A 22640-nucleotide genomic window follows, 5' to 3' on the forward strand; every position below is an offset into this window, starting at 1 on the left:
GATCGTGGCCATGGCACGAGCAGCCACGACGTCAGACGTCTTCAACGCGATCGCCGAGCCGCAGCGCCGGGACATCCTGGCGCTGCTGCGGCGGGGCGAACGGCCGGTGACCGATCTGGCCCAGGAGCTGGGGATGACCCAGCCGGGGGCGTCCAAGCATCTACGGGTGCTCCGGGAAGTGGGGCTGGTGAAGGTCCGCGGGGCGGGCAGGCAGCGCCTCTACGGCCTGGACGCCCGCGGGCTGCGGCCGGTCCATGAGTGGGTCGGCGGATTCGAGGAGTTCTGGAACGACAGTTTCGACCGCCTTGACACCTATGTGCAGGACCTCAAGCAGGCACGGCAGGAGGAATGACCGATGGCATCAGGAAGGCAGGAAACGGGCGCGGTGACGGCCGACCGGGAGATCGTGGTCTCCCGGGTCATCGACGCCCCTCGGGAGCTGGTGTTCGAGGCGTTCACCGAGGTTCGGCACCTGGCGCGGTGGTGGGGTCCGGAGGGGTTCACCACCACCACGCGGTCCTTCGAGTTCCGCGCCGGCGGGGTGTGGGACTTCGTGATGCACGGACCGGACGGGACCGACTACCAGGAGTGGATCTCCTGGACCGAGATCGCCCCGCCGGAGCGGATCGCGCTCCTGCACGGTGAGTCCCGCGACGACCCGAACGCCTTCCGGTCGGTCCTCACGTTCGCGCTGGACGGCGCCGCGACCCGGATCGAGTTGCGCACGGTGTTCCCCACCAAGGAACTGCGCGACGAGGCGGTCGAGAAGTACCACGCGATCGAGGGCGGGCAGCAGACCCTGAGCGGTCTGGCCGCCTACGTCGCCGACCTCGTGCGGAAGGGGGCGCAGGGCTGATGGCCGGGAAGGTGTTCTTCAGCGTGTCGATGTCGCTGGACGGGTTCGTCGCGCCCGAGCCCGTGCCCGCCCAGGGCGAGCTCTTCGCGCCCGACAGGCAGGACGACCCGGATGTCCGGCGCTGGATGGCGCAGTGGGCGGAGTTGCAGCAGTGGGTGTTCCCGCTGCGGTTCTTCCGGGAGAACCTGAAGCTGGGCGAGGGCGGCGAGGAGGGCCTCGACAACGACATGGCAAGGACGACGTTCGAGCGCACCGGCGCGAGCGTCATGGGCAAGCGCATGTTCGACCTCGGCGAGCAGTCGTGGCCGGAGGAGGCGCCCTTCCACACCCCGGTCCTCGTCGTGACGCACACCAAGCGTGACCCGTGGGAGCGGCCCGGCGGCACCACGTTCCACTTCGTCGACGACGGCATCGAGACCGCGCTCGACCAGGCCCGCGCGGCGGCCGGCGACCGCGACGTCCGCATCGCCGGCGGCGGCACGACGATCCTGGAGTATCTGAACGCCGGCCTGGTCGACGAGTTCTCGATCACGCTGTCGCCGGTGCTTTTCGGCGCCGGTACCCGCCTGTTCGACGGCATCGACGCGTCCAAGGTCGCGCTGGAGCCGGTCCGTTCGCAGGCGTCGGCACGGGTGACGCATCTGACGTACGCCGTGCACTCACGGTAGTCGCCCCACCGCTTCACCCGGCGCCCCGGCAGCGCGGCCCAGGCCTGCGACGACCCCGACCTCGCGGACGGAGCGGTCGGCTGGCCACACTGGGGCCATGGAATACGTCGGCAGGGTGCCCGCGCCGCCGCTGGACCGGTTCATCGACGACATCTACTGCCTGACCGGGGTGCCGGACCACCGGCTGATGAGCGTCCCGCCGATGCCGTCGGCGCACTTGTTCCTGCACCTGGACGGGCCCGTCCGGCTGTGGGACTCCGACCCTTCGACGCCGTCGGCCGTGTTCACGGACGGGTGGTTCATGGGCGTATGGACCAGGCGTTTCCTCTTCGAGTACCCCGCGCATGTGCGGCTCCTCGGCGTGCACTTCAAGCCCTGGGGCATGGCGCCGTTCATCGACATGCCCGCGTCGGAGCTGCGCGACCGGTGGGTGCCGGTCGATGCCGTCTGGCAACGGTCCATGGACCGGATGCGCGACTGGGTCGGCGAGTTCACGTCGGCCGCCGAGATGTTGCGGGTGCTGGAGGAGGAACTGCGATCGCGACTCGCCGACGCCCCGGCACGCGGCCTCGACCTGGTCCAGTACACGGGCGGGCGGCTGGAGGTCACGCACGGCACGATCCCGGTCGGTGCGCTGGCCGAGGCCGCCGGGGTGAGCGGCAACCACCTGGCCAACCTCTTCAAGGCACATGTCGGGGTCACCCCGAAACGGGTGGCGCGGATCTACCGCTTCGCGCGGCTGATGGTGTCCGTGGACGCCCTGGGCCCGGTCGACTGGGCCGAACTTGCCCAGACGGCGGGCTACTTCGACCACGCCCACTTCAGCAGGGAGTTCAAGGACTTCACCGGACACACCCCGACGGAGTACCTGGCCCTGCGCCGCCGGTTCCCCGTCGAGCGGCGGGATCCGCAGGACATCGGGCCGATGCCCGCCGATTGATTTCTTACATGCCCGGATCCCCGCGAAGCGCGAGCATGGCGGCGAACGCGCAAGGAGACATCAAGACATGGAGGACGACCCGTGGGCACGGTGATCATGCAGAGCGTGGTGTCGGTGGACGGCTTCATCGCCGACGACAAGGGCGATGTCAGGTCCCTCCACGAGTGGTACTTCAGCGGGGACGTCCCGATCGTCGTAGGCGAGGAGGGGCCGTACGACCATTCCGGAACCGGAAACGGCATCAGGGTCTCGCACGCGTCGGCGGACTACGTCCGGTCGGTGTGGGAGTCGATCGGCACGATCGTGATGGGACGCAACCTGTTCGACCAGGTCAACGGCTGGGAGGGCAGTCCACCCGCGGGCGATCACGTGGTCGTGGTGTCCCACCGGCCCAAGCCCGAGGGTTGGCACCCCGAGGCGTCCTACCACTTCGTCGACGGAGTGACGGCCGCGATCGCCAAGGCCCAGGAACTCGCCGGTGACCGGATCGTCGCCGTGAACGCCGGCGATGCGGGCGCCCAGATCCTCGCGGCCGGCCTCGTGGACGAGGTGGCCATGGACCTGGTCCCGGTGGTGTTCGGGTCGGGTATTCGCTTCTTCGGCGGGATCGACGGGCAGCAGCTGCTGGAGGACCCGCACGTGGTCATCCAGGGCGAAAGGGTCCTGCACCTGAGGTTCAAGGTGCGCCGCTAGAGATCGACGACGGTTGCGGCAGGTCAGTTGTCGCGGGCGAGCCAGACAGGAGCGCTGCTGCCGCGGGGAACCAGGACATCACGGAAGCGGCCGGGGGTTTTGGACAGGATCACCTGGTCGGTGACGCCCTGGTAGTGGCCGCAGGGGGTGTCGGCGGTGAAGGTGTCGGGGTCGAGGTAGGCGTGCGGGGAACCGGGGTCCGGGTCGAGGGCGGTCCGGTGGGCGTGCGTGCGGTCGAAGAGGCCGAGACTGAGGATCCAGGTGGCGATGCGGGTGAGGTTGAGGGTGACGCGGTAGCTGCCGCCCTCGGTGGCGCGGCGCATCAGGGCGGCGAGTGCGCCGGTGGTGGCCAGCCATGAGAGGACGTAGTCGTTGACCACGTTGATGTACGGGAGGGCCGGCTTGCTGGTCGGCCGGGCGGCGATGCCGTCCTCGCCCTCCATGAGCATGATGCCGGTGAGAGCTCCGGCGGTCTGGTCAAAGCCGACGCGGTGGGCCCATGGACCGGTCTCGCCCGCGAGGGTGATGCTGATGTGGACGATGCCGGGGCGCACGGCCGCGACCGCCTCGGCGCTCAGGCCGATCTTCTCCAGGTAGCCGGGGCGGCGGTTGGCGTAGAAGAAGTCGGCGTCGCGCAGCAGGTCGTGGATCTTCGTATGTCCCTCGGCGCTGTAGGGGTCGAGTGTGGTGGAGCGGACGCCGACGTTGGCGGTGTTGTAGGTGGAGTCGTGCTCCAGTTCGTCGGGGCGCCAGATGTTCAGCACGTCGGCGCCGTGTTGGGCCAGGTCCCGGCCAATGCCGGCGCCGGCGATGACGTGGCCCATCCCCAGGGCGCGTACTCCGGAGAGCGGTTGGTCGGCTGCGGCAGGGAGGGGTTCGGGCCGGCTGTCGCCGATCTTCTCGATCCTGATGAGTGGTTCCCGGGCGATGTACTCGTACGCCGGATGCCGCAGGAACTCCTCGGTGGTGCGCAGCATCGGCATGACCACGCCTGCCTCGTCACCGGCCTGCTCCAGGTCGGCGGCGTCCCACTGGGCGACGGCGTCCGCGACGGCCTGGTCCTCGGGCCAGGTCCGCAGCAGCTTGTAGACGGCGTTCCTGATCTTCGGGTAGGGGTTGAGCGGCATGACCCAACGGCCGTCGCGGGTCCGGTAGAAGCCGAAGCTGAGGGGGCTGGCCGGATCCGCGGAGTTGCCGCCCGGGTAGCCGTTCAGCAGCTCCCACTTCTTGTCGTAGAAGGGGCAGAGCCGGTGCGGGGCTTTGCGCAGGTCCATCGTGATGTCCTGGCCCTCGCCGCCGCGCAGCCGCCAGAGCGCGGCCAGGGCGACGGACTTGGCGGTCAGGCCCAGCGCGGGGACGGCGCCCAGGCGCATGACGCTCGGGACGATCGGATCGCTGCCGATGAACGTGATCCTTCCGCCGCTGTCCTCCGGACGCAGGCCGACCGGGACGAGGACGTCACGCAGGGCGCGGTGGATGTCGAAGCCTGCGTCGCTGGTCAGCGGATGGGCGATGGCCTCGTGGATGCGGGCGGTGAGTTCGGCGGCGGTCATGGTTGCGGCGACCTCTGCTTCGTGGTGGGAGTGGCGGCGTTACGGCTCTGTGCCAGGCGGTACGGCTCTGTGGCACGCATTCCCAAATGCTGACGAATCTATCGTTATGAGTGCGTTCGGCGTGCGTCGGCACAACCCCTTGTCGGTTCGGCAGTCCTACTTCCCGGGGTGCGGATGACGACAGGACACCAGGTCGCCTTCTTCCTGAGGGAGTTGGAGACGGGCGAAACATGCCGCAAGGCGGCAGCGGCGAAGGGCCTCGGCAAGCTCGGCGGCGCCGAGCACGCCGCGGTGCTCGTACGGGCGGCTGCCGACTCCGACGTCGTGGAGGCCTATGGGCGGTTGCTCAGCGATCCTGACCATCACGTGCGCATCAACGCGTTGGAGGCGCTCTACGAGCTGGACGTGCCTGGTGATGTTTCCGCGCTCGTCCGGCTGTTGGGGGATCCAACACAGCGCATCTCGGATCTCGCTTCGACCATGGTCTGGGGCTCCCTGAAGGACCCGGACGTCAAGGCGGAGTTGGCCCGTACCGCCCAGTGGGGCGAGCACAACTGTTGTTCCTGCTTGCGCGATCGGGTGATGAGCGACTGCTGGATCCGGCCACGCGCCGGCTGAGCGACGAACAGGCCGGCGCGTCGGCCGCCGCCGCCCTCGGGTCTGTCGGAGGCACGGTTGCCACGAGGCTTCTGCGGGCTGTCCTGACCGACCCGAGGGCGGCGGCCGGCACACTCACGGCAGCGGCCACGACGTACGCGGAGATGGGGAGACGGGACGCCGTGCGGCTGCTGCTCCCCCTGCTGGACCATGCCGCACCCGGCGTGTATCAGGGTGCGCTGCGCGGCCTGGGCACCCTGACCGAGACCGGGTTCCGGCCGGGGGAACAAGCGGCGGTCGCCCGGGAGTTGGTGACCCGTCTCCGCCCTGACCTGTACCTGGTCGTGGTGGCGAAGAAGGTCCTCGCGGGCTCGGCGGAAGCTCTGCCCGGCATGCGAGAACTGGTCGACCGGACTTCCTCCCCCATTCTCCGAGCCGCCGCGTTGTCGCTCCTGGACCCGCACAAGGCGACGGACGCCGACACCCCGCACGATCTGCCGCTCTTCGTCCGGCACTTGGACGACACGGACAGGTGGGTGAGCATGGCCGCCGCAGCGGGCCTCGCCCACTCGGTGCAGGAGACGGGCACCCTCCCGGTGGACGAGGAGAGGGTGCGCGCCCGGCTCGCCGTCCTGGCCTCGGACCCCGCGGGTCCCGTCCGCGAGGCGGCGACCGAGGCTATTCGGGTCCTGGAAGACCACCGGAACAGCTGACGGCACAGGGGTGCCGGCGGCGGCAGCCGTCGTACCTCCGGCCACATTCCGCCTCACACACGGCCGTTGGGTACCGAACGACCCGCGCCCACCTAACTCCTAATTTAGGAATTAATATTGACGCGCGTCGGCGACCGCTGCAAGATCCTGGGCACCAACCCGCAGACGATCGGGCGCTGACTGGCAGCGGTACCTCGGGCACACGACCGGGACGGGCCTGCACGCGTGATCGGACAGTGAAGGACCCGCTGTGAAACGACATCTCACCGTCCTGTTTGCCCTCCTGATCTCCTTGCTTGCCGTGCAGGCGCCCGCCCATGCCGCCCCTGCGGCGAGCAGTTCCGGCCGTGCCGACGCCACGGCAGCCGCCTCGAAGCAGTCGCTCGGCCAGACGCCCTACATGGGCTGGAACACCTACTACGCGCTGGGCGGCGATCCGACCGAGGCGGAGATCAGATCAGTGGCCGACTTCCTGGTCAGCAGCGGTCTGCGTGACTCCGGCTACCAGTACGTCTGGATCGACGGCAACTGGGCGGCGCCGACCCCGCGCAGCGCGGCCGGTGATCTGGTACCGAACCCGGCCCAGTTCCCGAACGGGCTGAAGCCGCTGGTCGACTACATCCACAGCAAGGGCCTCAAGGCGGGCATCTACACGGACGCCGGCCCCTACATCCCGGGCAAGTGCGGCCTCGGCAGCCACGGTTACTACCAGCGCGACGCGAACCAGTTCGCCGCCTGGAAGTTCGACGCCGTCAAGGTGGACTACCTCTGCGGGATCGCCGCGGACCTCGACCCCAAGACCGTCTACACCGAGTTCGCCAAGGCGCTGCGGAACAACTCCAGCGGACGCCCCATGATCTTCAACCTCTGCAACCCGGTGACCTCTCCGGACTGGGGCAACTACCCGGAGTCACAGCAGTCGACGAACTCCTGGTCCTACGCGCCCGCGATCGCGCAGTCCTGGCGGACGTACACCGACGTCGGTTTCGTCGGCGAGATCAAGTTCAAGGACGTCCTGCGGAACTACGACGCGAACGCGCGGCATCCCGAGGTCGCCGGGCCGGGGCACTTCAACGACCCGGACTACCTCGGACCCGAACTGGGGATGAGCGACGAGGAGTTCCGTACGCAGATGACGCTCTGGTCGGTGGCGGCCGCGCCGCTGGTGATCGGCAGCGACGTCCGTAAGCTCAGCAAGACCTCGCTCGGCATCCTTGAGGACCGGGACGTCCTCGCGATCAACCAGGACTCCGCCGGCGTCCAGGCCGTCCGCGTCGGTCCTGCCGGTACGACGGAGACCTGGGTCAAGCGGCTGGCCAACGGGAACCGGGCCGTGGTGCTGCTGAACCGGGGGGACACCCCGGCGACGCTGACCACGACCGCCAAGTCGGTCGGGCTGTCCGGGGGGCGGTTCACCCTGAAGAACGCCTGGACCAACCAGGTCACCGAGAGCGGTGGAACCATCAGTGCGGCCGTCCCGGCTCACGGCTCGGCCCTGCTCCGGGTCGGCCGGGCGACGGGCAAGCCCGGTGTGCCGCACGTCGTCGCCGGCCTGCCGCAGGTGACGAAGGTCGGCAGCGACGCGGTCACGGCGGGCGTGGCCCCGGTGGCCGCCGGCGGCGATGAGGCTCAGGTAGAGGTCAACGTCCGTAACGACGGGACGCGTTCGGTGAACGACCCGCGGGTCGAGCTGAAGGTGCCCGCCGGGTGGACGGTCCGTGCGGCCGGCAGGACACCGAAGGTGCTGAAGCCGAACCGCTCCGCGAACGTGGCCTTCACCGTGACCCTCCCGGCCACCGCCGCACCCGGCAGCGCCGATCTGACCGCCACCACCTCGTACGAGGTGCCTGGCAAGGGGCGGCTGCGTCAGCAGACGACCACGGCGTTGGTCGTGGCACCGGCGGCACCGACCGGCGACGTCGTCCTGTCCCACCACGACTGGATCAGCGCCACCAGTGGATGGATGAGCCCGACGGTCGACCGGAGCGTCGGAGGCTGGACGCCGATCAGCATGCTCGGACAGGAGTACCCGACCGGCATCGGAGTCGCCTCGCCGTCCACGATCCGCTACTACCTCGGCGACCGGTGCACCCGGCTGACCACGACCGTCGGCATCGACGACGCGGTGCGCAACGTCGGCCCGGAGGGCGGCACTTCGACCTTCCAGGTCATCGGTGACGGCAAGGTGCTGTACGACAGCGGTGTGCTCGGCCGCGACGACGTCCGCCAGGCCGACATCGACTTGACCGGCGTCCGCGTGCTCGACCTGGTGGTCGGCGACGCCGGCGACGGCGGCTACAACGACCGCGCCAACTGGGCGGGCCTGAACGCCAGTTGCTGATTCGGCTCCGCCGCACCCACGTGAAAACTCACGTGGGTGCGGCGGATTCGCTGTGCGGTTGTCGGGACAGGGCTAGGGCGTGACGGTGATGTTCGTCAGGCCCTTGCGGGCATTGGTGACGGTGTTCGAGGAATACACGACGTTGGGGTTGGCCGCGCACTTGGAGGCCGACGACACGTAGATCGCGTACTCGCCCACACCGCCGAGGTCGGACTTGTTGTTGCGCCAGACGTTGCCGCAGCCGTAGCCGTCGAGCAGGTTGTGGGTCTCGTAGCCGTTGGCGAAGGTGCCCGGCGAGGAGAAGGTGCCCGTGTTGTTCTCGATGAGGTAGTTGTTGCCCTTGGCGTCGATCCACGAATCGCCGGAGTTCTGGCCGGTGATGCCCGTTCCGTTGAAGGTGTTGCCGCGGATCACCCCGCCCGTGGCGCCCTCCTTGATGTCGATGCCCTCCGCGGCCACGTTCGGGCCGATGCGGTTGCCGATCACCTGCACGCGGTGGGAGGCGTCCACACCCGTGGAGTCGGCGTAGCAGGCGAAGTTGGAGTTCGAGGAACCGATGTAGACGCCTTCTCCGTATCCCGGCTGGACGAGACCGGTCTTCTCGACCGTCGAGTTGCGGATCACGCCGTCGGCCGAGGAGCGGCGGAAGTGCACTCCTTCCTCGTCGATGTCGTGGACGTACACGTTGTCGATGACGACCTTGGTCGCGGTGTCGAAGACGATGCCCTTCTTGGACTCGGCCACGGTGAAGCCGGACAGATTCCAGTTGCTCGCCTTGAACAACCACAGGCCGTAGCCGGAGTCGTAGCCGTCGGCGGGGGCGGGGCAGCTTCCGGTGGGCTCGCCGGCCGGCCCGTCGTTGATGAGCACGGCGTTGCGCGGACCGATGAGGGTGATGGGCTGGGACGCGGTGCCGGACCGCTGGGCCACGAACGAACCCCGGTAGGTGCCGGCGGCGAGGTTGATGGTCTGCCCCGGACCGGCCGCGGCGAGAGCGGACTTGAGCTGGGCGGCCGTGGAGACGTTCACCACGGGGCCGCTGGGCGGAGGGTCGGTCGGCGGATCGGTGGGTGTGGTGCCGCCGTCGGCGTACGCCTCGACCTCGAAGAGCGAGTATCCCCAGGCCGTGGCCCGCTTGGTTCCCTGGACGCGCAGATAGCGACCGGTACCGGTGACGGACACGTCGTCGGTTCCCCCGTCACCGGCGGTCGTGCTGTACAGCTGCCGCCAGGTGCTGCCGTTGTCGGACAGTTCGAGGCGATAGCCGGAGGCGTAGGCGGCCTCCCACTTCAGCACCACCCGGGAGACCGAGGTGTTCGCGCCCAGGTCGACCTGGAGCCACTGGCTGTCGGAACCCTCCAGGCTTGCCCAGCGGGTGGCGGCCGAGCCGTCGACGGCTCGGCCGCCGCCGAGTTCGCCGGTCTCGGACGAGGAGACGGTCACCGGGCGATCGAGCGCCAGGTTCGGGGCGGCTGCGGGGAGAGCGGAGACCGAGGAGGCCTCGCCGATACCGACTAAGAGGCCGCCGGTCAGGGTTGCCGCGCAGAGGGCGGCCCAGGGTTTTGTGAGTGAGGGGGGCATGACATGGATGGTGGGCGGCGGGGAAGCGAGCGTCAAGACGTATGTTAGGAAACTTTACTATCTAACGTCGGCCCGCCCCTCCGGCTCCACCGGGAGCCACAGTTCGGCGTCGGCTTCGCCGGTCCGCGGGGAGAAGCGGGTGCGCAGGATCTCCGGGCCGCTGCGGGTGCGGTACGGGTTCGACGGGAACCACTCGGTGAAGACGTCACGCCACAGGTTCTGGATGGCGTGCGGAGCCGGCCCGGAGGTGGTGAAGACCACCCAGGCGCCGGCCGGGACGACCAACGTGGTTGAACCCTCGTAGGCGGACACGGAGGTGATCACGCCTTGGTAGTAGTCGAGTTCGGTGCCCTCGGCGCGGCTCGGGTCCAGATCGTCGCAGACCGCGACGATGCCCTCCGGTTCCTGGTCGGACAGCAGTTCCAAGCGCTTCAGGGTCTGCGGGTCGATCCCACGGACGAATTCCATGATCGCCTTGTTCGGTCCTGTATGCACCAGCGGTACTCGCACCTTGAGCCCGACGACGGTGAAGTCCGTCTTGTCCACGACGCGGTATCGCATGCTGCCGCTGCCTTCGACGGTGAGCCGGAAGGCCATCCGGGACTGGGAGTTGAGCGCGGCGCCGGTACGCCGGGCCTCGCCGGGTCCGATGCCGTGCATGGCACGGAACGCCCGAGCGAACGCCTCGCCGGATCCGTAGCCGTAGCGCACCGCGATCTCCAGCAGGGTGTCGCGCCCCGCGAGTACCTCGGCGCCCGCGAGGGTGAGCCGGCGGCGCCGGATGTACTCCGACAGCGGCATGCCGGCGAGCGCGGAGAACATCCGGCGCAGGTGGTACTCCGAGGTGGCCGCGAGGCGTGCCAGTTCCTCCACGTCGACAGCCTGGTCGAGATGGTCCTCGATGTGCTCCATGGCCCGGTTGAGACGCTCCAGCACCCTCGTCCTCTTTCCTGTTCCCTTCCACGACCTCACCTGGCCGGCGATGGTCGTGGAGCACGTCTATCCGGCTCCGCGGTCGGTGCCGGCCCCGTCCGGACCGGGGGTCTCCTGCCCCAAGCCCCGACGGATCGCGATCTCCACGGGTGAGTACGCTCCGTCGGCCCGGTCCAGCTCGTACGGCGCGGCCGGCATCAGTGGCGGTTGGGCCATGAAGCGCGGCCGTACCCCATGGTGCGGTTGCGCCGCGTGCAAGAGGAACGGATGGCACAGGAAGACGTCGCCCGGGGACCCGGTGGCGAGAGCGAGCGGCCGGTGGTCGGACGCGGCGACCAGATCGGGGGCGAGGGTCAGCCCGCTCGCCCCGTCCTCCCCGTACTTCTCCAGCACTTTCGGCGCGTCGAGGTGTGAGCCGACCCGGATCCGGGTCGGGGCGTCCTCCACACCGACCTCGCTGAACAGGAACAGCATCAGCAGCGCCCGGCCCGCGGAGCGCAGGTTGGTGAAGTACCAGCTCTCGCCCTCCGGCAGATAGCTGCCCTCGATGTGCCAGCCCGCGTCGTCCGGCTCGTCCTCGTGCGGGAAGCGCAGCGGGAACGTACCCAGCGAGTAGCGCGGCTCCCAGCGTCCCGCGCCGACGAGCAGGTCGTACGCGTGATGCAGGGACGGGGAGTTGGGCGCGGCGGCGAACGGCCCTTGCGCCATGCCGGTCACCCAGTGCACGGGCTGTGTCCACGTCGAAGGGTCGTCCGGGTCGCAGCCCGTCTCCCGCCACAGCAGCCGGGCGCAGTCCGCGGCCACGCGCGGCGCGACGGCGCTCTCCAACTTCACGTAGCCGTCGCGGAGGAAGCGGCTCACCAAGATCGTGTCGTCCATGCCCTCATCGTGCGACGGCAGCGGCTCCGATCACCCGACATTCCCCGCACCGCCTTTGTCGGGTGATCGCGAGCTGCTTCCCGCCTCTCCGTGAGCCTCAACTGCCGTTCCCTGAAGGGCGGACGGCTGAGGGGAGGCGGGTGCGGCGGTGTGCGGCTCACGACGTGGCGCGTGAGGCCACGATCAACGTGGTGGTCAGCTCGATGTGGGCCGCCAGTGCGGCCACGGCGGAGTCCGCGTCGCCGTCGAGCGTGTGCCGGCAGATCGTGGCGTGCTCCTGTGCGGGGTCGCGGGCGGCGTCGAACGGGTCGATCGCTTCCTGCCAACGGCGGTAGAGGCAGGCGCTGTTCCGCAGTGCAGTCGCGATCGCGTAGAGCCGTGGGCTGCCGGCCCCGGCGAGCAGCGCGTCGTGGAAGTCCGCGTGGGCGGCTTCCCACGCCGGGGTGACGCGGGTCGGGGCGGACGCGTCGCGGCGAGGTGTGTCCGCGAGAGTGAAGTGGGTCGCGACGATCCGGGCACGCCACGCTCGGTCGCCCCGCTCGATGCCCCGCCGCAGGGCCAGGCACTCGATGTCCGTCCGTGTCCGGGTCAGGTCGAGCAGGTCGTCGACGGAGATCGGCATGACCTGGAAACCGACCTGCGGATTGGCCAGTACGAGTCCCTGTTCGGCCAGCCGGCTGAGCACCTCCCGGATCAGCCCGACGCTGGCGTCGTACGCCTGGCACAGCGGCGTGAACTTGAGCCGCTCGCCCGGTGCGAAACGCCCGGCGAGGATGTCGGCCCGCAACCGGGTGTGCACCTCGTCGGTACGGGTCTTCGCACTGGTGGACATGCGGAGCAGGATACACAGATTCGATACAGGCCAAGATATTCGAATATCCATTGACACCTCGAACACCTTGAGTTCAGACTTCCGGCTCATGACCTCTACGACGAAGCGCACTGTCGTCATCACCGGTGGTGGCACCGGCATCGGCGCCGCCACCGCGGAACTGTTCGCCAAAGCCGGCCACGACGTCACGATCACAGGCCGCCGTGCCGACGTACTCGCCACCACCGCCGAGCGGTTGGGCGTGGCCCACGTCGCGTTCGACGCGGCCGACCCGGCCGCCGTGCAGGCGGCGCTCGACCAATTGCCGGACGCCGTCGACGTGTTGGTCAACAACGCCGGCGGCAACACCGACCGGCGCCGCCCGCCGGCCGCCGAGGGCGACCTCGCCGGCGTGGCCGACGCGTGGCGGGCCAACTTCGAGGCCAACGTGCTCACCACGGTCCTCGTCACCGAGGCGCTCAAGCCGCGGCTGACGGACGGGGCGCGCGTCGTCACCGTCGGATCGATCGCGGCCAAGCAGGGATCCGGTTCGTACGGCGCGGCCAAGTCCGCCCTGGAGGCATGGAACGTCGGCCTCGCGAAGACGCTGGGTTCCCGCGGGATCACCGCCAACGTGGTGGCGCCGGGCGTCACCGCGGATACCGAGTTCTTCGCCGGCACCGTGTCGGAGGAGTGGATCGCGGCACGCGTCTCCACCGCGTTCAACCGCCGGCCCGGCACCCCGGAGGAGGTCGCGGAGGCGATCTTCTTCCTCGGCCGACCCGACTCCGGCCATCTGACCGGCCAGGTGATCCACCTCAACGGCGGCGCCCACGCCGCGAGATGACCACTTGCCGCACCGGTCCGTCGTACGGGTCGCCGACGGCGGGAGCGCGTCGGCGACCCTTTCGGACGCTGCCGAGGAGGACCGTCAGGCCGTCACCTCCAGCTGTCCGGTCAGTTCGATCGAGCGGCAGGAGCGGCCTACGAGCACGTCGAACAGGCCCGGTTCGACGGTGGTCCGCATCCGCTGGTCCACCAGGGCGAGTTCGCGCGGGGAGAGGGTCATCGCGACCGTGGTCCTCTCGCCCGGGGCGAGGTCGACCTTGGCGTAACCGCGCAGCATGCGTTCGGGCAGGGACACCGACGCGAGGCGGTCGCGCAGGTAGAGCTGGACCACCTCCTGGCCGCGCCGGTCACCGGTGTTGGTGACGTCCACCCGGACCACCGTGCTCTGGTCCGCCCGGATGCGGGGGCGGGAGATCCGCAGGCGGGCGTAGGAGAAGGTGGTGTAGCTGAGACCGAAGCCGAACTCGTACAGCGGCGAGGCGCTGAGTCCGACATAGTCGCCTGCCTGGGCCCGCATGCGCTTCTGGTCGTAGGTGAGCGGCAGTTGACCGACTCCGCGTGGCACAGTCACCGGCAGCCGTCCGCTCGGACTGACCCTGCCGAACAGCACCTCGGCGACGGCCCTCCCGCCGAACTCCCCCGGCAGGAACGCCTCGACGATCGCCGGCACGTGCTCGGCGGCCCAGTTCACCGCGAGGGCGCGACCGTTGACGAGAACGAGCACGACGGGCGCGCCGGTGGCGTGGACGGCCTTCAGCAACTCCTCCTGCACGCCGGTCAGTTCGAGATCCGCCGCATCCCTCGACTCGCCGTCCGTACTGTCCGCACGGGTGAAGGATGTAGGCCGCTCCCCCAGGACGAGGACAGCGACGTCCGCGGCGCGGGCAGCGCGCGTTCACCGATCTCGACCGAACTCCCCTCCAGGCCGCCGACGTTGGGCGTCTGCGCCGGGAAGTGGCAGAGGGAGGCGGCGGCCCGGCCGGACCCGGCGGGGTCGGTGCCCTGCACCCCCTGCACGACGGCCGCGACCAGGCTCGCCCCATGGAAGGGGTCCTCCCCGAAGAACTCGCACACCCGCCCCAGCCGCGGGTCGCGGGTCAGTTCGGCGGGCAGGGTGTTCAGCACGTGGACGCCGACGCTGCGGGCCTCGGCGGCGACGCAGGCGTACACCTGCCGTACGAGGGCGGGGTTCCAGGTGGCGCCCATGCCGGGGCCCTCGGGGAAGATCGTCGCGCCGGGGGCGCTGAAGCCGTTGGTGCCCTCGGCGATCTGGAGCAGCGGGATGCCCAGACGGGTGCGGGCGGCGAACTCCTGGAGACGGTTGGTGAGTTCGGCCTGCTGCCGGGGAGTACGGGGGTGTTCGACCGCGATCATGCCGCTCACGGTCTCGTTCATCAGCCCGAGGAAGCCGCCGCCCGGACCGAGGAAGTCCCGCCAGGTCCCGGCGACGAAACGGGCCCGGTCCTCGTCGCTGGTGACCGGGGAGCCGGGCGGGACCAGACCGGCGGGCAGCACCTGGGGGATGTTCAGCTGCGCGATCTTCTCGGGGAGGGTCATGCGGGCGAGGAGGGGTCTGACTCCGGGGTGCCAGCGGGATTCTTCGTCGGTGGCCGCGGAGCCGGTCGCCGTGGCGGCGGAGCCGGTCGCCGTGGCAACGGCCGCCGCGCCAGTGGTAGCAGCTACGGCGGTGGTGGCCTGGGCGGTCCGGGCCGGCCCCGCTGCGGTCGCGCCTGCCGCGGCGACGACCGCCGAACCGAGCAGGCGGCGACGGCTGAGTTCGCTCCGGGCGGGCTCGGTGCTGTCGGTCATGACGTCCTCCTGTGCGGGTTTCGTCCGGCGAGCGTAGGAATCGGGTCCGTCGCCGGGACACGGCCGGAGGTGGCTGACGGCATCGACCAAAGTCGTACTCACCGAAGACCTTGCGCCGATGCGCACGCGCAGGGCGTCGCCGCAGGCTGGGACCATGAACACAGAGCGGACATCAGGAACGGGACCGTCAGGACCGGGACCGTCAGGAGCGGGTACGTCGGGAGCCGGACAGACCCGGGGCGACTACGTGGGCGCCACCGCGGCCGAGCTGCGCGCGAAGACCGGCGCCGACCGGATCTCGGCCGGCATCAGCCAGAAGGTGCTCTTCCAGCGCCGCGGGATCATCACCCTCGACCAGGACCGGCTGGTGCTGGGCGGGTGGGGCGAGGGCACCGACCTGAGTCTGCGCCGCGCCGAGATCACGAAGGTCGAGACACGGTTCACGGAGCTGTACGGCCGTTTCATCGGCGGTCTGCTGAACGCCGGCAAGCCGTTGATCCTGGACACGACCACGGTCGGCGAGATCTACCTGCTGATCGACCGCAAGGAGTTCATGGAGACGACCCGGGACCGGCAGTGGGAACGACAGATCACCGCATGGCTGACGACCCCGGCCCCGAACTCCCGGGCCTGAGCCGGATCCCCGCCGAGCCGACCGGCGGTCCCCGCACCGCGCGGGACCTGGTGGTCGACGCCCTGTGCGTGCTGCTGGCGGCGGCCCTCGCGGCGGTGGGGATCTGGCTGGACCCGACGTCGGACCGGATCCCGGTCGCCGTGGACGTCGTGGCGGGGGTGGCCGGAAGTGCTGCCCTGCTGTGGCGACGGCGGTTCCCGGTCCCCGTGGCGGTCGGCCTGATCGCGCTGTCCGTCGTCCTGCCCGTCGTCGGCGCCGCGAGCGCGATCGCGCTGTTCACAGTCGCGGTGCACCGCAGGGCGGCGGTCGCCGGCGCGGTCACCGTGCCGGCGGTGCTGTCCACGCCGTCGGAGTACCTGCTGTGGCCGGGCACGGCCGGCCCCGCCGGGACACTTGGCGCCTCCGCCGGATCCGCGGCGCTCTGTCTGGCGCTGACCGGCTGGGGCGCGGTCGTCCGATCCCGCCGTCAACTGGTGCTGGCCTGGGCGGATCGGGCCCGGCAGGCCGAGACCGAGCAGCGGCTGCGGGTCGAGCGGGTCCGCAGGGCCGAGCGCGAGCGGATCGCCCGCGAGATGCACGACGTACTCGCCCACCGGCTGTCCCTGCTGAGCCTGCACGCGGGCATGCTGGAGTACCGGCGGGCTCTGCCGTCGGAGAAACTGGCCGGGACGGCGGCGGTGATCCGGTCCGGCGCCCACCAGTCGCTGAACGACCTGCGGGAGATCATCGGCCTGCTGCGCGCCCCGGACATCGGGAGCGACCGCCCGCACGCAGGTGGCGTTGTTGGCGTACGACGCACGCGCCGACCGCTGAGACGCCCGGGGCACACGGGGCACACCTAACCCTTGGGCGAGCGCGAACCGTACGCAGGCCCGAACACCACGAGCAGCACCAGGTCTTCGGTCACTTCTGTGAATCGGTGCTCTTCACCGGCCGGCACGAAGATCACCGCCCCGGGGCCCACCTCGTCCGTCCGGCCGGGTGTTTCGATCTTGGCGCGTCCGGCTGTGACGACATAGATCTCGTCCTCGGTGTGCGGGCTCTGGGTGTCTCGCCCGCCGACCGGGATGCAGTACGTCCCCACCGACAGATCCGACGTCCGTAGCTGTTCGATCCAGTCGTTGCCCGCTTCGCCGGGATACCTCCACACGCCTGCGCCCTTGATGATCTCCATGACGGGACCCTAGTACCGGGCTGGTGCGGCGTGGTTCTCCTTTTCCATGTTCACCTCTCGCCGCCGAAGGGGAGTTGTGAGCCCTGCGGAGAGTGAGAGCAGTGCCCCGAGGCAGGCCGTCAGGAGGGCGGTGCGGACACCCACGGCGTCGGCGAGCAGGCCCGAGACGGCCGCGCCGAGAGGCTGGCCGCCCCAGGCGATCATGCGGGCGGTGGTGTTGACCCGGCCCTGGAGGTGCTCGGGGGTGAGCTGCTGGCGGATGACGATGCCGTTCAGGCTGACCAGGGCGTTGGCGCTCTGCCAGCAGGCGAGGGCGGCCAGCCCCGTCACCAGTCCCGGCGAGGCGGCCCAGCAGGCGAGGAAGACGGTGTTGGCGGCGAGCCCGCCGAGGGTGATCCAGCCGAGGGGCACGGTCTTCTGCAGGCGCGGCAGGGCGGTCGCGGCGGCGAGTGCGCCCAGCGCGGCGGCTGCCCAGAACAGGCCGATGCGCTCGTCGTCCGGGGCCATCCCGAAGGTGCGCACGGCGGTCACGACGATCAGCCCGACGACGGCTCCTTCGGTGAAGCTGTTGCCGATGCCCAGAAGGGTGAGGGGCCGGATGAGGGGGTGCCGACGTATGTAGCGGAGGCCTTCCGCGATGTCGGCGAGGGTGTCCCGGGCGGACGCGCGGGTCTTGGCGCGAGCCCTTGGTTCCAAAGGGAGTTGAGCCAGAAGGAGTGCGGCGGCTGCGTAGCTCAGAGCGTCGAGCGTGATCGCCGTGGGTGGGGCGAGGGTGGCGACGAGCAGTCCGGCGGCGGAGGGTCCGAGGAGGCCGATCAGGGTGCTGGCGCTCATCATGCGGCCGGTCGCGCGGGCCAGGCCGTCGCGACCGACCAGGGTGGCGAGCGCGCCGAACGCGGCGGCGTCGAAGAAGACGAAGACCGCGGAGACCGCCGGGCCGGTCAACAGCAGTTGGGCCGTGGTGAGCAGGCCGAGTGCCGAGGCGGCGGGGATCGCCGCGATGAGGACCGCGCTGGACCAGCTGCACCAGGTCATGGTGCGGCGGCGGTCCCAGCGGTCGGCGAGTGCGCCCGCCGGCAGACCGAGCACGAGGTACGGCAGCGCCTCCAGGGCGGTGAGCAGGCCGCTGAGCGTGGCGCTGCCGGTGCGCTGGTAGAGCAGCACCGGCAGCGCCACGGCGGTGACCGTGGAACCGGCCCAGGACACCACGCGCGCGGTGAGGAAGAGACCGAAGCCGGTCCGGACGGTCATCAGAAGGCGTCGGGGTGGAGGGACTTGGCGAGGGTGACGGTGCCGTCGACCGCGCGCAGTTCGGAGAAGTCGGCGGCGGGTACGGCGATGAGACGGCCGTGTCGTACGGCGCTGGTGGCGGCGAGGTGGGTCTTCAGCCACTGCGCGGAGGCGGCGCGGTCGGCGGCTCCGGTGTAGTGGTAGATGAGGACGTCGGGGTTCTTCTTGGCGAGGGCCTCGACGGACAGCGGTGCGAAGTTGCTGCCCTTGGGCACGGCGTCGTCCAGAAGGTTGCGCCCACCGGCGCGACGGACGACGTCGGAGTAGAGGCCGCCGGCGAGGGCGTAGAGCTGCTTGTCGACGATCTGGACCATGGCGGCCGTGGTGGCGGGCCGTCCGGTGAGGGCCTTGTCCACCGCCGCCAGCCGCTCCCGGGTCTCGGCCGCGGCCCGAAGTGCCGCGGGTCGGGCGTCGAGGAGAGTACCGAGCGCGGTGAGGTCGGTGGTCGTGGCGGCGAGGGTGGCGGTGCCGGTGGTCTTCGGGCAGAAGGCGCTGTCGATGTAGACGGGGACGCCCAGTCGGGCGAGTTCGGTGATGGTGGGCAGCTTCTTGCCGTCGAACTGGTACTCGCCGTCGGCGACGATGAAATCGGGGCGGGCCGCCAGCAGCGCCTCCCGGCCGATCTCGCCGGGCGCGAGCACTTTCACCTTCCGGTAGTCGGTGGCGTAGGCAGGCTTGGGCGGGGATTGGTTGGTCCAGGTCTGGCCCGCGATCCGGTCCTTGAGGCCGAGCCTGAGCAGGAGTTCGGTGTTGGACGGGAAGAACGAGACGATGCGCTCGGGTGCCTTCTCCACCCGTACCGTGCGGCCACAGTTGGTGACCTGTGCCGGGTAGTCCGTGCCGCCCGACGGACGGGCGGCGGCCTTGGCGGCACCGGTCGTGTCCGTGCTCGCGGGCGAGGCGCAGGCAGTGAGGACGAGGGCCGCGCAGGAGAGGGCCGGCAGGCCTCTGAAATGTCGACGGGTCATTGGTCTGCTCCGTGATGGCTAGGGCGCATGGCATGGGTGGGAAGAGGCGCGAAACTCAGCTGGGGACGTCCGGTGAGCGGATGCGCGCCGAGCACGGCGTCGACCTGGAAGACCGCGTCGAGCAGTTCACGGGTGAACACCTCGTGGGGTGTGCCGGAGGTGACGAGGTGTCCGGCGCGCAGCACGTGGACGCGATCGCAGTAGGCGGCGGCGAGGTTGAGGTCGTGCAGCGCGGCGAGCGTGGTCACCCCGAGATCGCGCACCAGCTCCATGAGGTCCAGTTGGGTGCCGATGTCCAGGTGGTTGGTGGGTTCGTCCAGGACGAGCAGCTGCCCTTCCTGGGCCAACGCCCGGGCCAGCAGGACGCGTTGCTTCTCACCGCCGGAAAGCGAGACGTACTGCCGGCCGGCCAGGTGCGCCATGCCCACCCGGTCCAGTGCGTCGGCCACGACAGCGCGGTCCTCGCTGCTCTCGCCCGACCACGGCGCGCGGTGCGGAGTGCGTCCGGCGGCAGCGACCTCGCCCACGGTGAAGTCGAAGGCGGCCGGGTTCTCCTGGGCCACCACGGACGTACGGCGTGCGGCGGCCTGCGGAGTCAGACTCCGCCACACGTCGTCCCCGCCGACCAGGACAGCCCCGGACGCGGGGCGCATCGACCGGTAGACAGCACGCAGCAGTGTCGACTTGCCGCTTCCGTTGGGTCCGACGACACCGATGATCTCCCCCGGGGCCGCGTGCAAGGAGGCCTGCCGCACGATCCGTACGCCCGCGATGTCGAGATCGACCGCTTCGAGGCGGACTTCCATCAGGCCTCCCGTCCCGGGACCGAGCGGTCGCGTCGCAGCAGCCACAGGAAGAACGGGGCCCCGGCGACCGCGGTGAGGATGCCGAGGGGCAGCTCCATCGGGGCGGCGACGGTACGGGCCGCGAGGTCGGCCAGCAGCAGGAACAGGGCGCCGGCCAGGGCAGTCGCCGGCAGCAGTGACCGGTGGTCGGAGCCGATCAGCAGCCGCACGCTGTGCGGTACGACGAGCCCGACGAACGAGATGCCGCCTGCCACCGAGATGACCGCCGCCGTCAACAGGGCGGACACGGCGAGGAGTTGAAGGCGCAGCACGTGAACTCGTACACCCAGAAAGGCCGCCGTCTCCTCCCCCATGGCCAGGGCGTTCAGCGACCGGCCGTGCAGCAGCAGCCAGGCCGTGCAGGCCACGACGAGCGCGGCCGGCAGACCCAGATCGGGCCACCGCGCGCCCGCGACCGAGCCGAGCAGCCAGAACAGCACCCCGGAGAGCTGGTCGGGGCGGGCTCTCAGTTGCAGGTAACTGGTCGCGCCCTGAAGCAGATACGACAGGGCGACCCCCGCCAGCACGAGCCGGACCGGTGCCGTCGTGCCCCGGCTGCGGCTCAGCGCGACGACCAGCGCGAGCGTCCCGCAGGCCCCGGCGAAGGCAGCGGCCGGCACCCCGATCTCCAGCGGGCCGAGCAGTCCGACGGGCCCGAGCGTGAGCACGGCGACCGCGGCCAGCGAGGCGCCGGAGGTGACGCCCAGTACGTACGGGTCGGCGAGTGGATTTCGTACGACGGTCTGGAGCACCGCCCCGGCGACCGCGAGACCCGCTCCCGCGACCATCGCCAGCAGGATGCGGGGCATCCTGGAGCCCCAGATGATCTCGTCGTCGATGCCGCTGATCCCCAACGGGCGGCCGCCGCCGGTCACATGGGAGGCCACATCGCGCCACACCTCTCCGAACGGCAGCGACGCCGCGCCGAGGGCGACGGACGCGAGCGCGGCGACGGGCAGCGCGATCAGCAGGCACAGCAGAAGCAGCCGTGCGGACATCACACGGGCAGCTCGCGGTCGCGCGGCGCCTTTCCGGTCCGGAACGGTGACCCGTGCGGCCCGCAGAGCGGGGCGGACGGGCCGCGCCGGAACAGGGGCCGACGGTGGGCCGTCGGCGGCGGCCGGTGGCGGGACGATCACGGGTGGTTCCTTCACCAGGGTGGGCGGTTCAGTGAGGCAGCGGCAGCACACGACGTGGCGCCTCGCCCAGGGCGGCGGCGAGTCGGGTGCCGCCCAGGAAGGGCAGCCCGGCCGCGGTGTTGGAGTACAGGCCGGGGACGACGACCCGGACGACGTGCAGGCCCGCGGCGCGGACATCGGGGGTCGTGACGTCGACGGCGACGACCTGATGTCCTGCCGTACCGATACGGGACACGAGGGCGTCGAGGCTGACCGCGGCGGGTTCCGGTCCTGCCTCCGGGTCCGTCAACGCGCCTTCCTTGAGGGCGAGTTCCAGCTCCTGCTCGAAGGCGTCCTGGATGCGCGGGTCCAGGTGGAGCTGGAGGTGGCAGCCATAGTCGACGACATCGCGAAGGTCGGTGCGGTAGGCGTCGCCGAAGCCGTAATCCCGTGCGGGGCGCCAGGGTTTGAGGGGGCTGCGCGGGTCGGCGGCGGCCCGCATGTAGGGGCCGGTGGGGTCGTCGTAGTCGGCGGTGAAGAGCTGGAGTTGGAGGGCCTCGCCATAGGCCTTGAGGAGGCCGGCCTCCTCGTCGGCGCGGGCGGCGACACCCAGGGTGAGGTAGCCGGTGACGGTGTCGTGGACCAGTGCCCCGGTGACCGAGAGCCCGAACGGGCGGCCGAAGGTGAGGAATCGGGTGTTCAGCCGGTCGCGGGGGCCGCGGGCGAGGTGGTCGAGCCAGTCCGGTGGCCGGACGGCGCGCAGGCCGGCTCTGCCGTGCCAGGCGATGGTCATGGCGTCCCGCTCGACGACCTCGCACAGGGCGCCGAGGCACGCGTCCTCGTAGGTGGCTCCGGCGGCGAGGCCCGCCTGGATGACGGGGTTGGTGCGCGGGCCGCGCGGCTCGACGTCGGCGGAGACGTACGAGACCCAGACCAGGGACGCGGGTACGAGCACGGGCCCGCCGTCGGCGAGGTCGGTGCCCTCGGTCCACTCCACGACCAGGTCGCGCGTGAAGGGGGTGAGAGGGAACAAGGGGTCCGCGTACTGCTCCGGGCCGTACAGCGCGAGGGAGTCGGGGTCGATCGCCCGCAGGCCTCTCCCCCGCAACTCCTCGTAGGAGGCGCGGATGAGCCGGTCGGGCACCAGGTTGCCGCAGTACCGCTCCGCGGCCTCGCCGAGCGCGGCGCCCAGGGCGGCGTCGGGGTCCGCGAAGGCGTAGCCCGCGCCGGCGGAGTCGGCGGGCCAGGGGCAGAAGCGGGTGGTGTCGCTCAGTCGGGAGGCGATGAGCTGGAAACCCGCGGGGAAGTGCTCGGGTATGGGTGGGCGGGCCAGGCGGAGCACGATTCCGGTACGTGGGTCGGTCAGCAACGGGTACGGCATGCGGAGT

Annotated in this window: 24 protein-coding genes; 11 read left to right on the forward strand and 13 right to left on the reverse strand. The window is 70.6% G+C overall.

The window, feature by feature from the left end:
- The first annotated feature begins 10 nt into the window (after window positions 1-10).
- The 5 genes from ACIP6U_RS10105 (at window position 11) to ACIP6U_RS10125 (ending at window position 3157) form a co-directional block, all read left to right on the forward strand.
- Complete coding sequence (locus ACIP6U_RS10105; RefSeq protein ID WP_401714714.1) at window positions 11-352, forward strand: ArsR/SmtB family transcription factor; 342 nt, start codon at window positions 11-13, stop codon at window positions 350-352.
- A gap of 3 nt (window positions 353-355) precedes the next feature.
- Window positions 356-856 carry an SRPBCC family protein gene (locus ACIP6U_RS10110; protein WP_401714716.1) on the forward strand — a complete coding sequence of 167 codons (501 nt, stop codon included), beginning with the start codon at window positions 356-358 and terminating at the stop codon, window positions 854-856.
- Window positions 856-1524: a dihydrofolate reductase family protein gene (locus ACIP6U_RS10115; RefSeq protein WP_401714718.1), complete on the forward strand. Its 669-nt coding sequence runs from the start codon at window positions 856-858 to the stop codon at window positions 1522-1524. Before ACIP6U_RS10110 ends, ACIP6U_RS10115 begins: the two co-directional genes overlap by 1 nt.
- 97 nt (window positions 1525-1621) lie before the next feature.
- Complete coding sequence (locus tag ACIP6U_RS10120; RefSeq protein ID WP_401714720.1) at window positions 1622-2464, forward strand: helix-turn-helix domain-containing protein; 843 nt, start codon at window positions 1622-1624, stop codon at window positions 2462-2464.
- Between the two features lie 81 nt (window positions 2465-2545).
- Window positions 2546-3157: a dihydrofolate reductase family protein gene (locus tag ACIP6U_RS10125; RefSeq protein ID WP_401714722.1), complete on the forward strand. Its 612-nt coding sequence runs from the start codon at window positions 2546-2548 to the stop codon at window positions 3155-3157.
- A gap of 23 nt (window positions 3158-3180) precedes the next feature.
- On the opposite strand, the gene ACIP6U_RS10130 is transcribed toward ACIP6U_RS10125, so the two are convergent.
- Window positions 3181-4710: a CoA transferase gene (locus ACIP6U_RS10130; RefSeq protein ID WP_401714723.1), complete on the reverse strand. Its 1530-nt coding sequence runs from the start codon at window positions 4708-4710 to the stop codon at window positions 3181-3183.
- 174 nt (window positions 4711-4884) lie between these two features.
- Here ACIP6U_RS10130 and ACIP6U_RS10135 point away from each other — a divergent pair, with 174 nt between their 5' ends.
- The 3 genes from ACIP6U_RS10135 to ACIP6U_RS10145 all read left to right on the forward strand — a co-directional run bounded on the left by ACIP6U_RS10135 (window position 4885) and on the right by ACIP6U_RS10145 (window position 8361).
- Window positions 4885-5328: a HEAT repeat domain-containing protein gene (locus ACIP6U_RS10135; protein ID WP_401714725.1), complete on the forward strand. Its 444-nt coding sequence runs from the start codon at window positions 4885-4887 to the stop codon at window positions 5326-5328.
- Window positions 5329-5471: 143 nt separating this feature from the next.
- A complete protein-coding gene (locus ACIP6U_RS10140; RefSeq protein ID WP_401714727.1) occupies window positions 5472-6020 on the forward strand; it encodes a hypothetical protein in 549 nt (182 codons plus the stop codon).
- A 250-nt stretch (window positions 6021-6270) separates the two neighbouring features.
- Window positions 6271-8361 (forward strand): NPCBM/NEW2 domain-containing protein, encoded by a 2091-nt coding sequence (locus ACIP6U_RS10145; RefSeq protein WP_401714729.1) that lies wholly within the window; start codon window positions 6271-6273, stop codon window positions 8359-8361.
- Between the two features lie 72 nt (window positions 8362-8433).
- On the opposite strand, the gene ACIP6U_RS10150 is transcribed toward ACIP6U_RS10145, so the two are convergent.
- The 4 genes from ACIP6U_RS10150 to ACIP6U_RS10165 all read right to left on the reverse strand — a co-directional run bounded on the left by ACIP6U_RS10150 (window position 8434) and on the right by ACIP6U_RS10165 (window position 12586).
- Window positions 8434-9942: a discoidin domain-containing protein gene (locus ACIP6U_RS10150; RefSeq protein WP_401714731.1), complete on the reverse strand. Its 1509-nt coding sequence runs from the start codon at window positions 9940-9942 to the stop codon at window positions 8434-8436.
- 57 nt (window positions 9943-9999) lie between these two features.
- Window positions 10000-10878, reverse strand: a complete 879-nt coding sequence (locus ACIP6U_RS10155) for a GyrI-like domain-containing protein (RefSeq protein ID WP_401714733.1) — start codon at window positions 10876-10878, stop codon at window positions 10000-10002.
- A gap of 63 nt (window positions 10879-10941) precedes the next feature.
- Entirely contained in the window at window positions 10942-11754 is an 813-nt protein-coding gene (locus ACIP6U_RS10160; protein WP_401714735.1) for a phytanoyl-CoA dioxygenase family protein, read from the reverse strand.
- Window positions 11755-11911: 157 nt separating this feature from the next.
- Window positions 11912-12586, reverse strand: coding sequence for a GntR family transcriptional regulator (locus ACIP6U_RS10165; protein ID WP_401714737.1), 675 nt, complete (start codon window positions 12584-12586; stop codon window positions 11912-11914).
- 88 nt (window positions 12587-12674) lie between these two features.
- Between ACIP6U_RS10165 and ACIP6U_RS10170 the strand changes: the two genes are divergently transcribed.
- The gene (locus tag ACIP6U_RS10170) at window positions 12675-13412 is read left to right on the forward strand and encodes an SDR family NAD(P)-dependent oxidoreductase (protein WP_401714739.1); all 738 of its coding nucleotides are present in this window, start codon (window positions 12675-12677) and stop codon (window positions 13410-13412) included.
- Window positions 13413-13496: 84 nt separating this feature from the next.
- Here the strand turns inward: ACIP6U_RS10170 and ACIP6U_RS10175 are convergent, their stop codons facing one another.
- Together ACIP6U_RS10175 and ACIP6U_RS10180 are read right to left on the reverse strand one after the other, a co-directional pair.
- Window positions 13497-14270, reverse strand: a complete 774-nt coding sequence (locus tag ACIP6U_RS10175) for a glycoside hydrolase family 3 C-terminal domain-containing protein (protein WP_401715521.1) — start codon at window positions 14268-14270, stop codon at window positions 13497-13499.
- Window positions 14192-15223, reverse strand: a complete 1032-nt coding sequence (locus tag ACIP6U_RS10180; protein ID WP_401714741.1) for a glycoside hydrolase family 3 N-terminal domain-containing protein — start codon at window positions 15221-15223, stop codon at window positions 14192-14194. Before ACIP6U_RS10180 ends, ACIP6U_RS10175 begins: the two co-directional genes overlap by 79 nt.
- Before the next feature lie 154 nt (window positions 15224-15377).
- Between ACIP6U_RS10180 and ACIP6U_RS10185 the strand changes: the two genes are divergently transcribed.
- Window positions 15378-15857, forward strand: a complete 480-nt coding sequence (locus ACIP6U_RS10185) for a hypothetical protein (RefSeq protein ID WP_401714742.1) — start codon at window positions 15378-15380, stop codon at window positions 15855-15857.
- Complete coding sequence (locus ACIP6U_RS10190; RefSeq protein ID WP_401714744.1) at window positions 15821-16699, forward strand: histidine kinase dimerization/phosphoacceptor domain-containing protein; 879 nt, start codon at window positions 15821-15823, stop codon at window positions 16697-16699. The genes ACIP6U_RS10185 and ACIP6U_RS10190 overlap by 37 nt, the downstream gene beginning before the upstream one ends.
- Here the strand turns inward: ACIP6U_RS10190 and ACIP6U_RS10195 are convergent.
- The 6 genes from ACIP6U_RS10195 to ACIP6U_RS10220 form a co-directional block, all read right to left on the reverse strand.
- A complete protein-coding gene (locus ACIP6U_RS10195) occupies window positions 16696-17031 on the reverse strand; it encodes a cupin domain-containing protein (RefSeq protein ID WP_401714746.1) in 336 nt (111 codons plus the stop codon). The genes ACIP6U_RS10190 and ACIP6U_RS10195 overlap by 4 nt on opposite strands.
- Before the next feature lie 9 nt (window positions 17032-17040).
- The gene (locus tag ACIP6U_RS10200) at window positions 17041-18282 is read right to left on the reverse strand and encodes an MFS transporter (protein WP_401714748.1); all 1242 of its coding nucleotides are present in this window, start codon (window positions 18280-18282) and stop codon (window positions 17041-17043) included.
- Entirely contained in the window at window positions 18282-19289 is a 1008-nt protein-coding gene (locus ACIP6U_RS10205; RefSeq protein WP_401714750.1) for an ABC transporter substrate-binding protein, read from the reverse strand. The genes ACIP6U_RS10200 and ACIP6U_RS10205 overlap by 1 nt, the downstream gene beginning before the upstream one ends.
- On the reverse strand, window positions 19286-20095 hold the full coding sequence (locus ACIP6U_RS10210) for an ABC transporter ATP-binding protein (protein WP_401714752.1): 810 nt from the start codon (window positions 20093-20095) through the stop codon (window positions 19286-19288). Before ACIP6U_RS10210 ends, ACIP6U_RS10205 begins: the two co-directional genes overlap by 4 nt.
- Window positions 20095-21132 (reverse strand): FecCD family ABC transporter permease, encoded by a 1038-nt coding sequence (locus ACIP6U_RS10215; protein ID WP_401714754.1) that lies wholly within the window; start codon window positions 21130-21132, stop codon window positions 20095-20097. Before ACIP6U_RS10215 ends, ACIP6U_RS10210 begins: the two co-directional genes overlap by 1 nt.
- A gap of 169 nt (window positions 21133-21301) precedes the next feature.
- Window positions 21302-22633 (reverse strand): YcaO-like family protein, encoded by a 1332-nt coding sequence (locus ACIP6U_RS10220; protein ID WP_401714756.1) that lies wholly within the window; start codon window positions 22631-22633, stop codon window positions 21302-21304.
- Window positions 22634-22640 lie beyond the last annotated feature (7 nt).

This window comes from Streptomyces sp. NPDC088794 (assembly GCF_044750545.1).
Classification (GTDB): Bacteria; Actinomycetota; Actinomycetes; order Streptomycetales; family Streptomycetaceae; genus Streptomyces.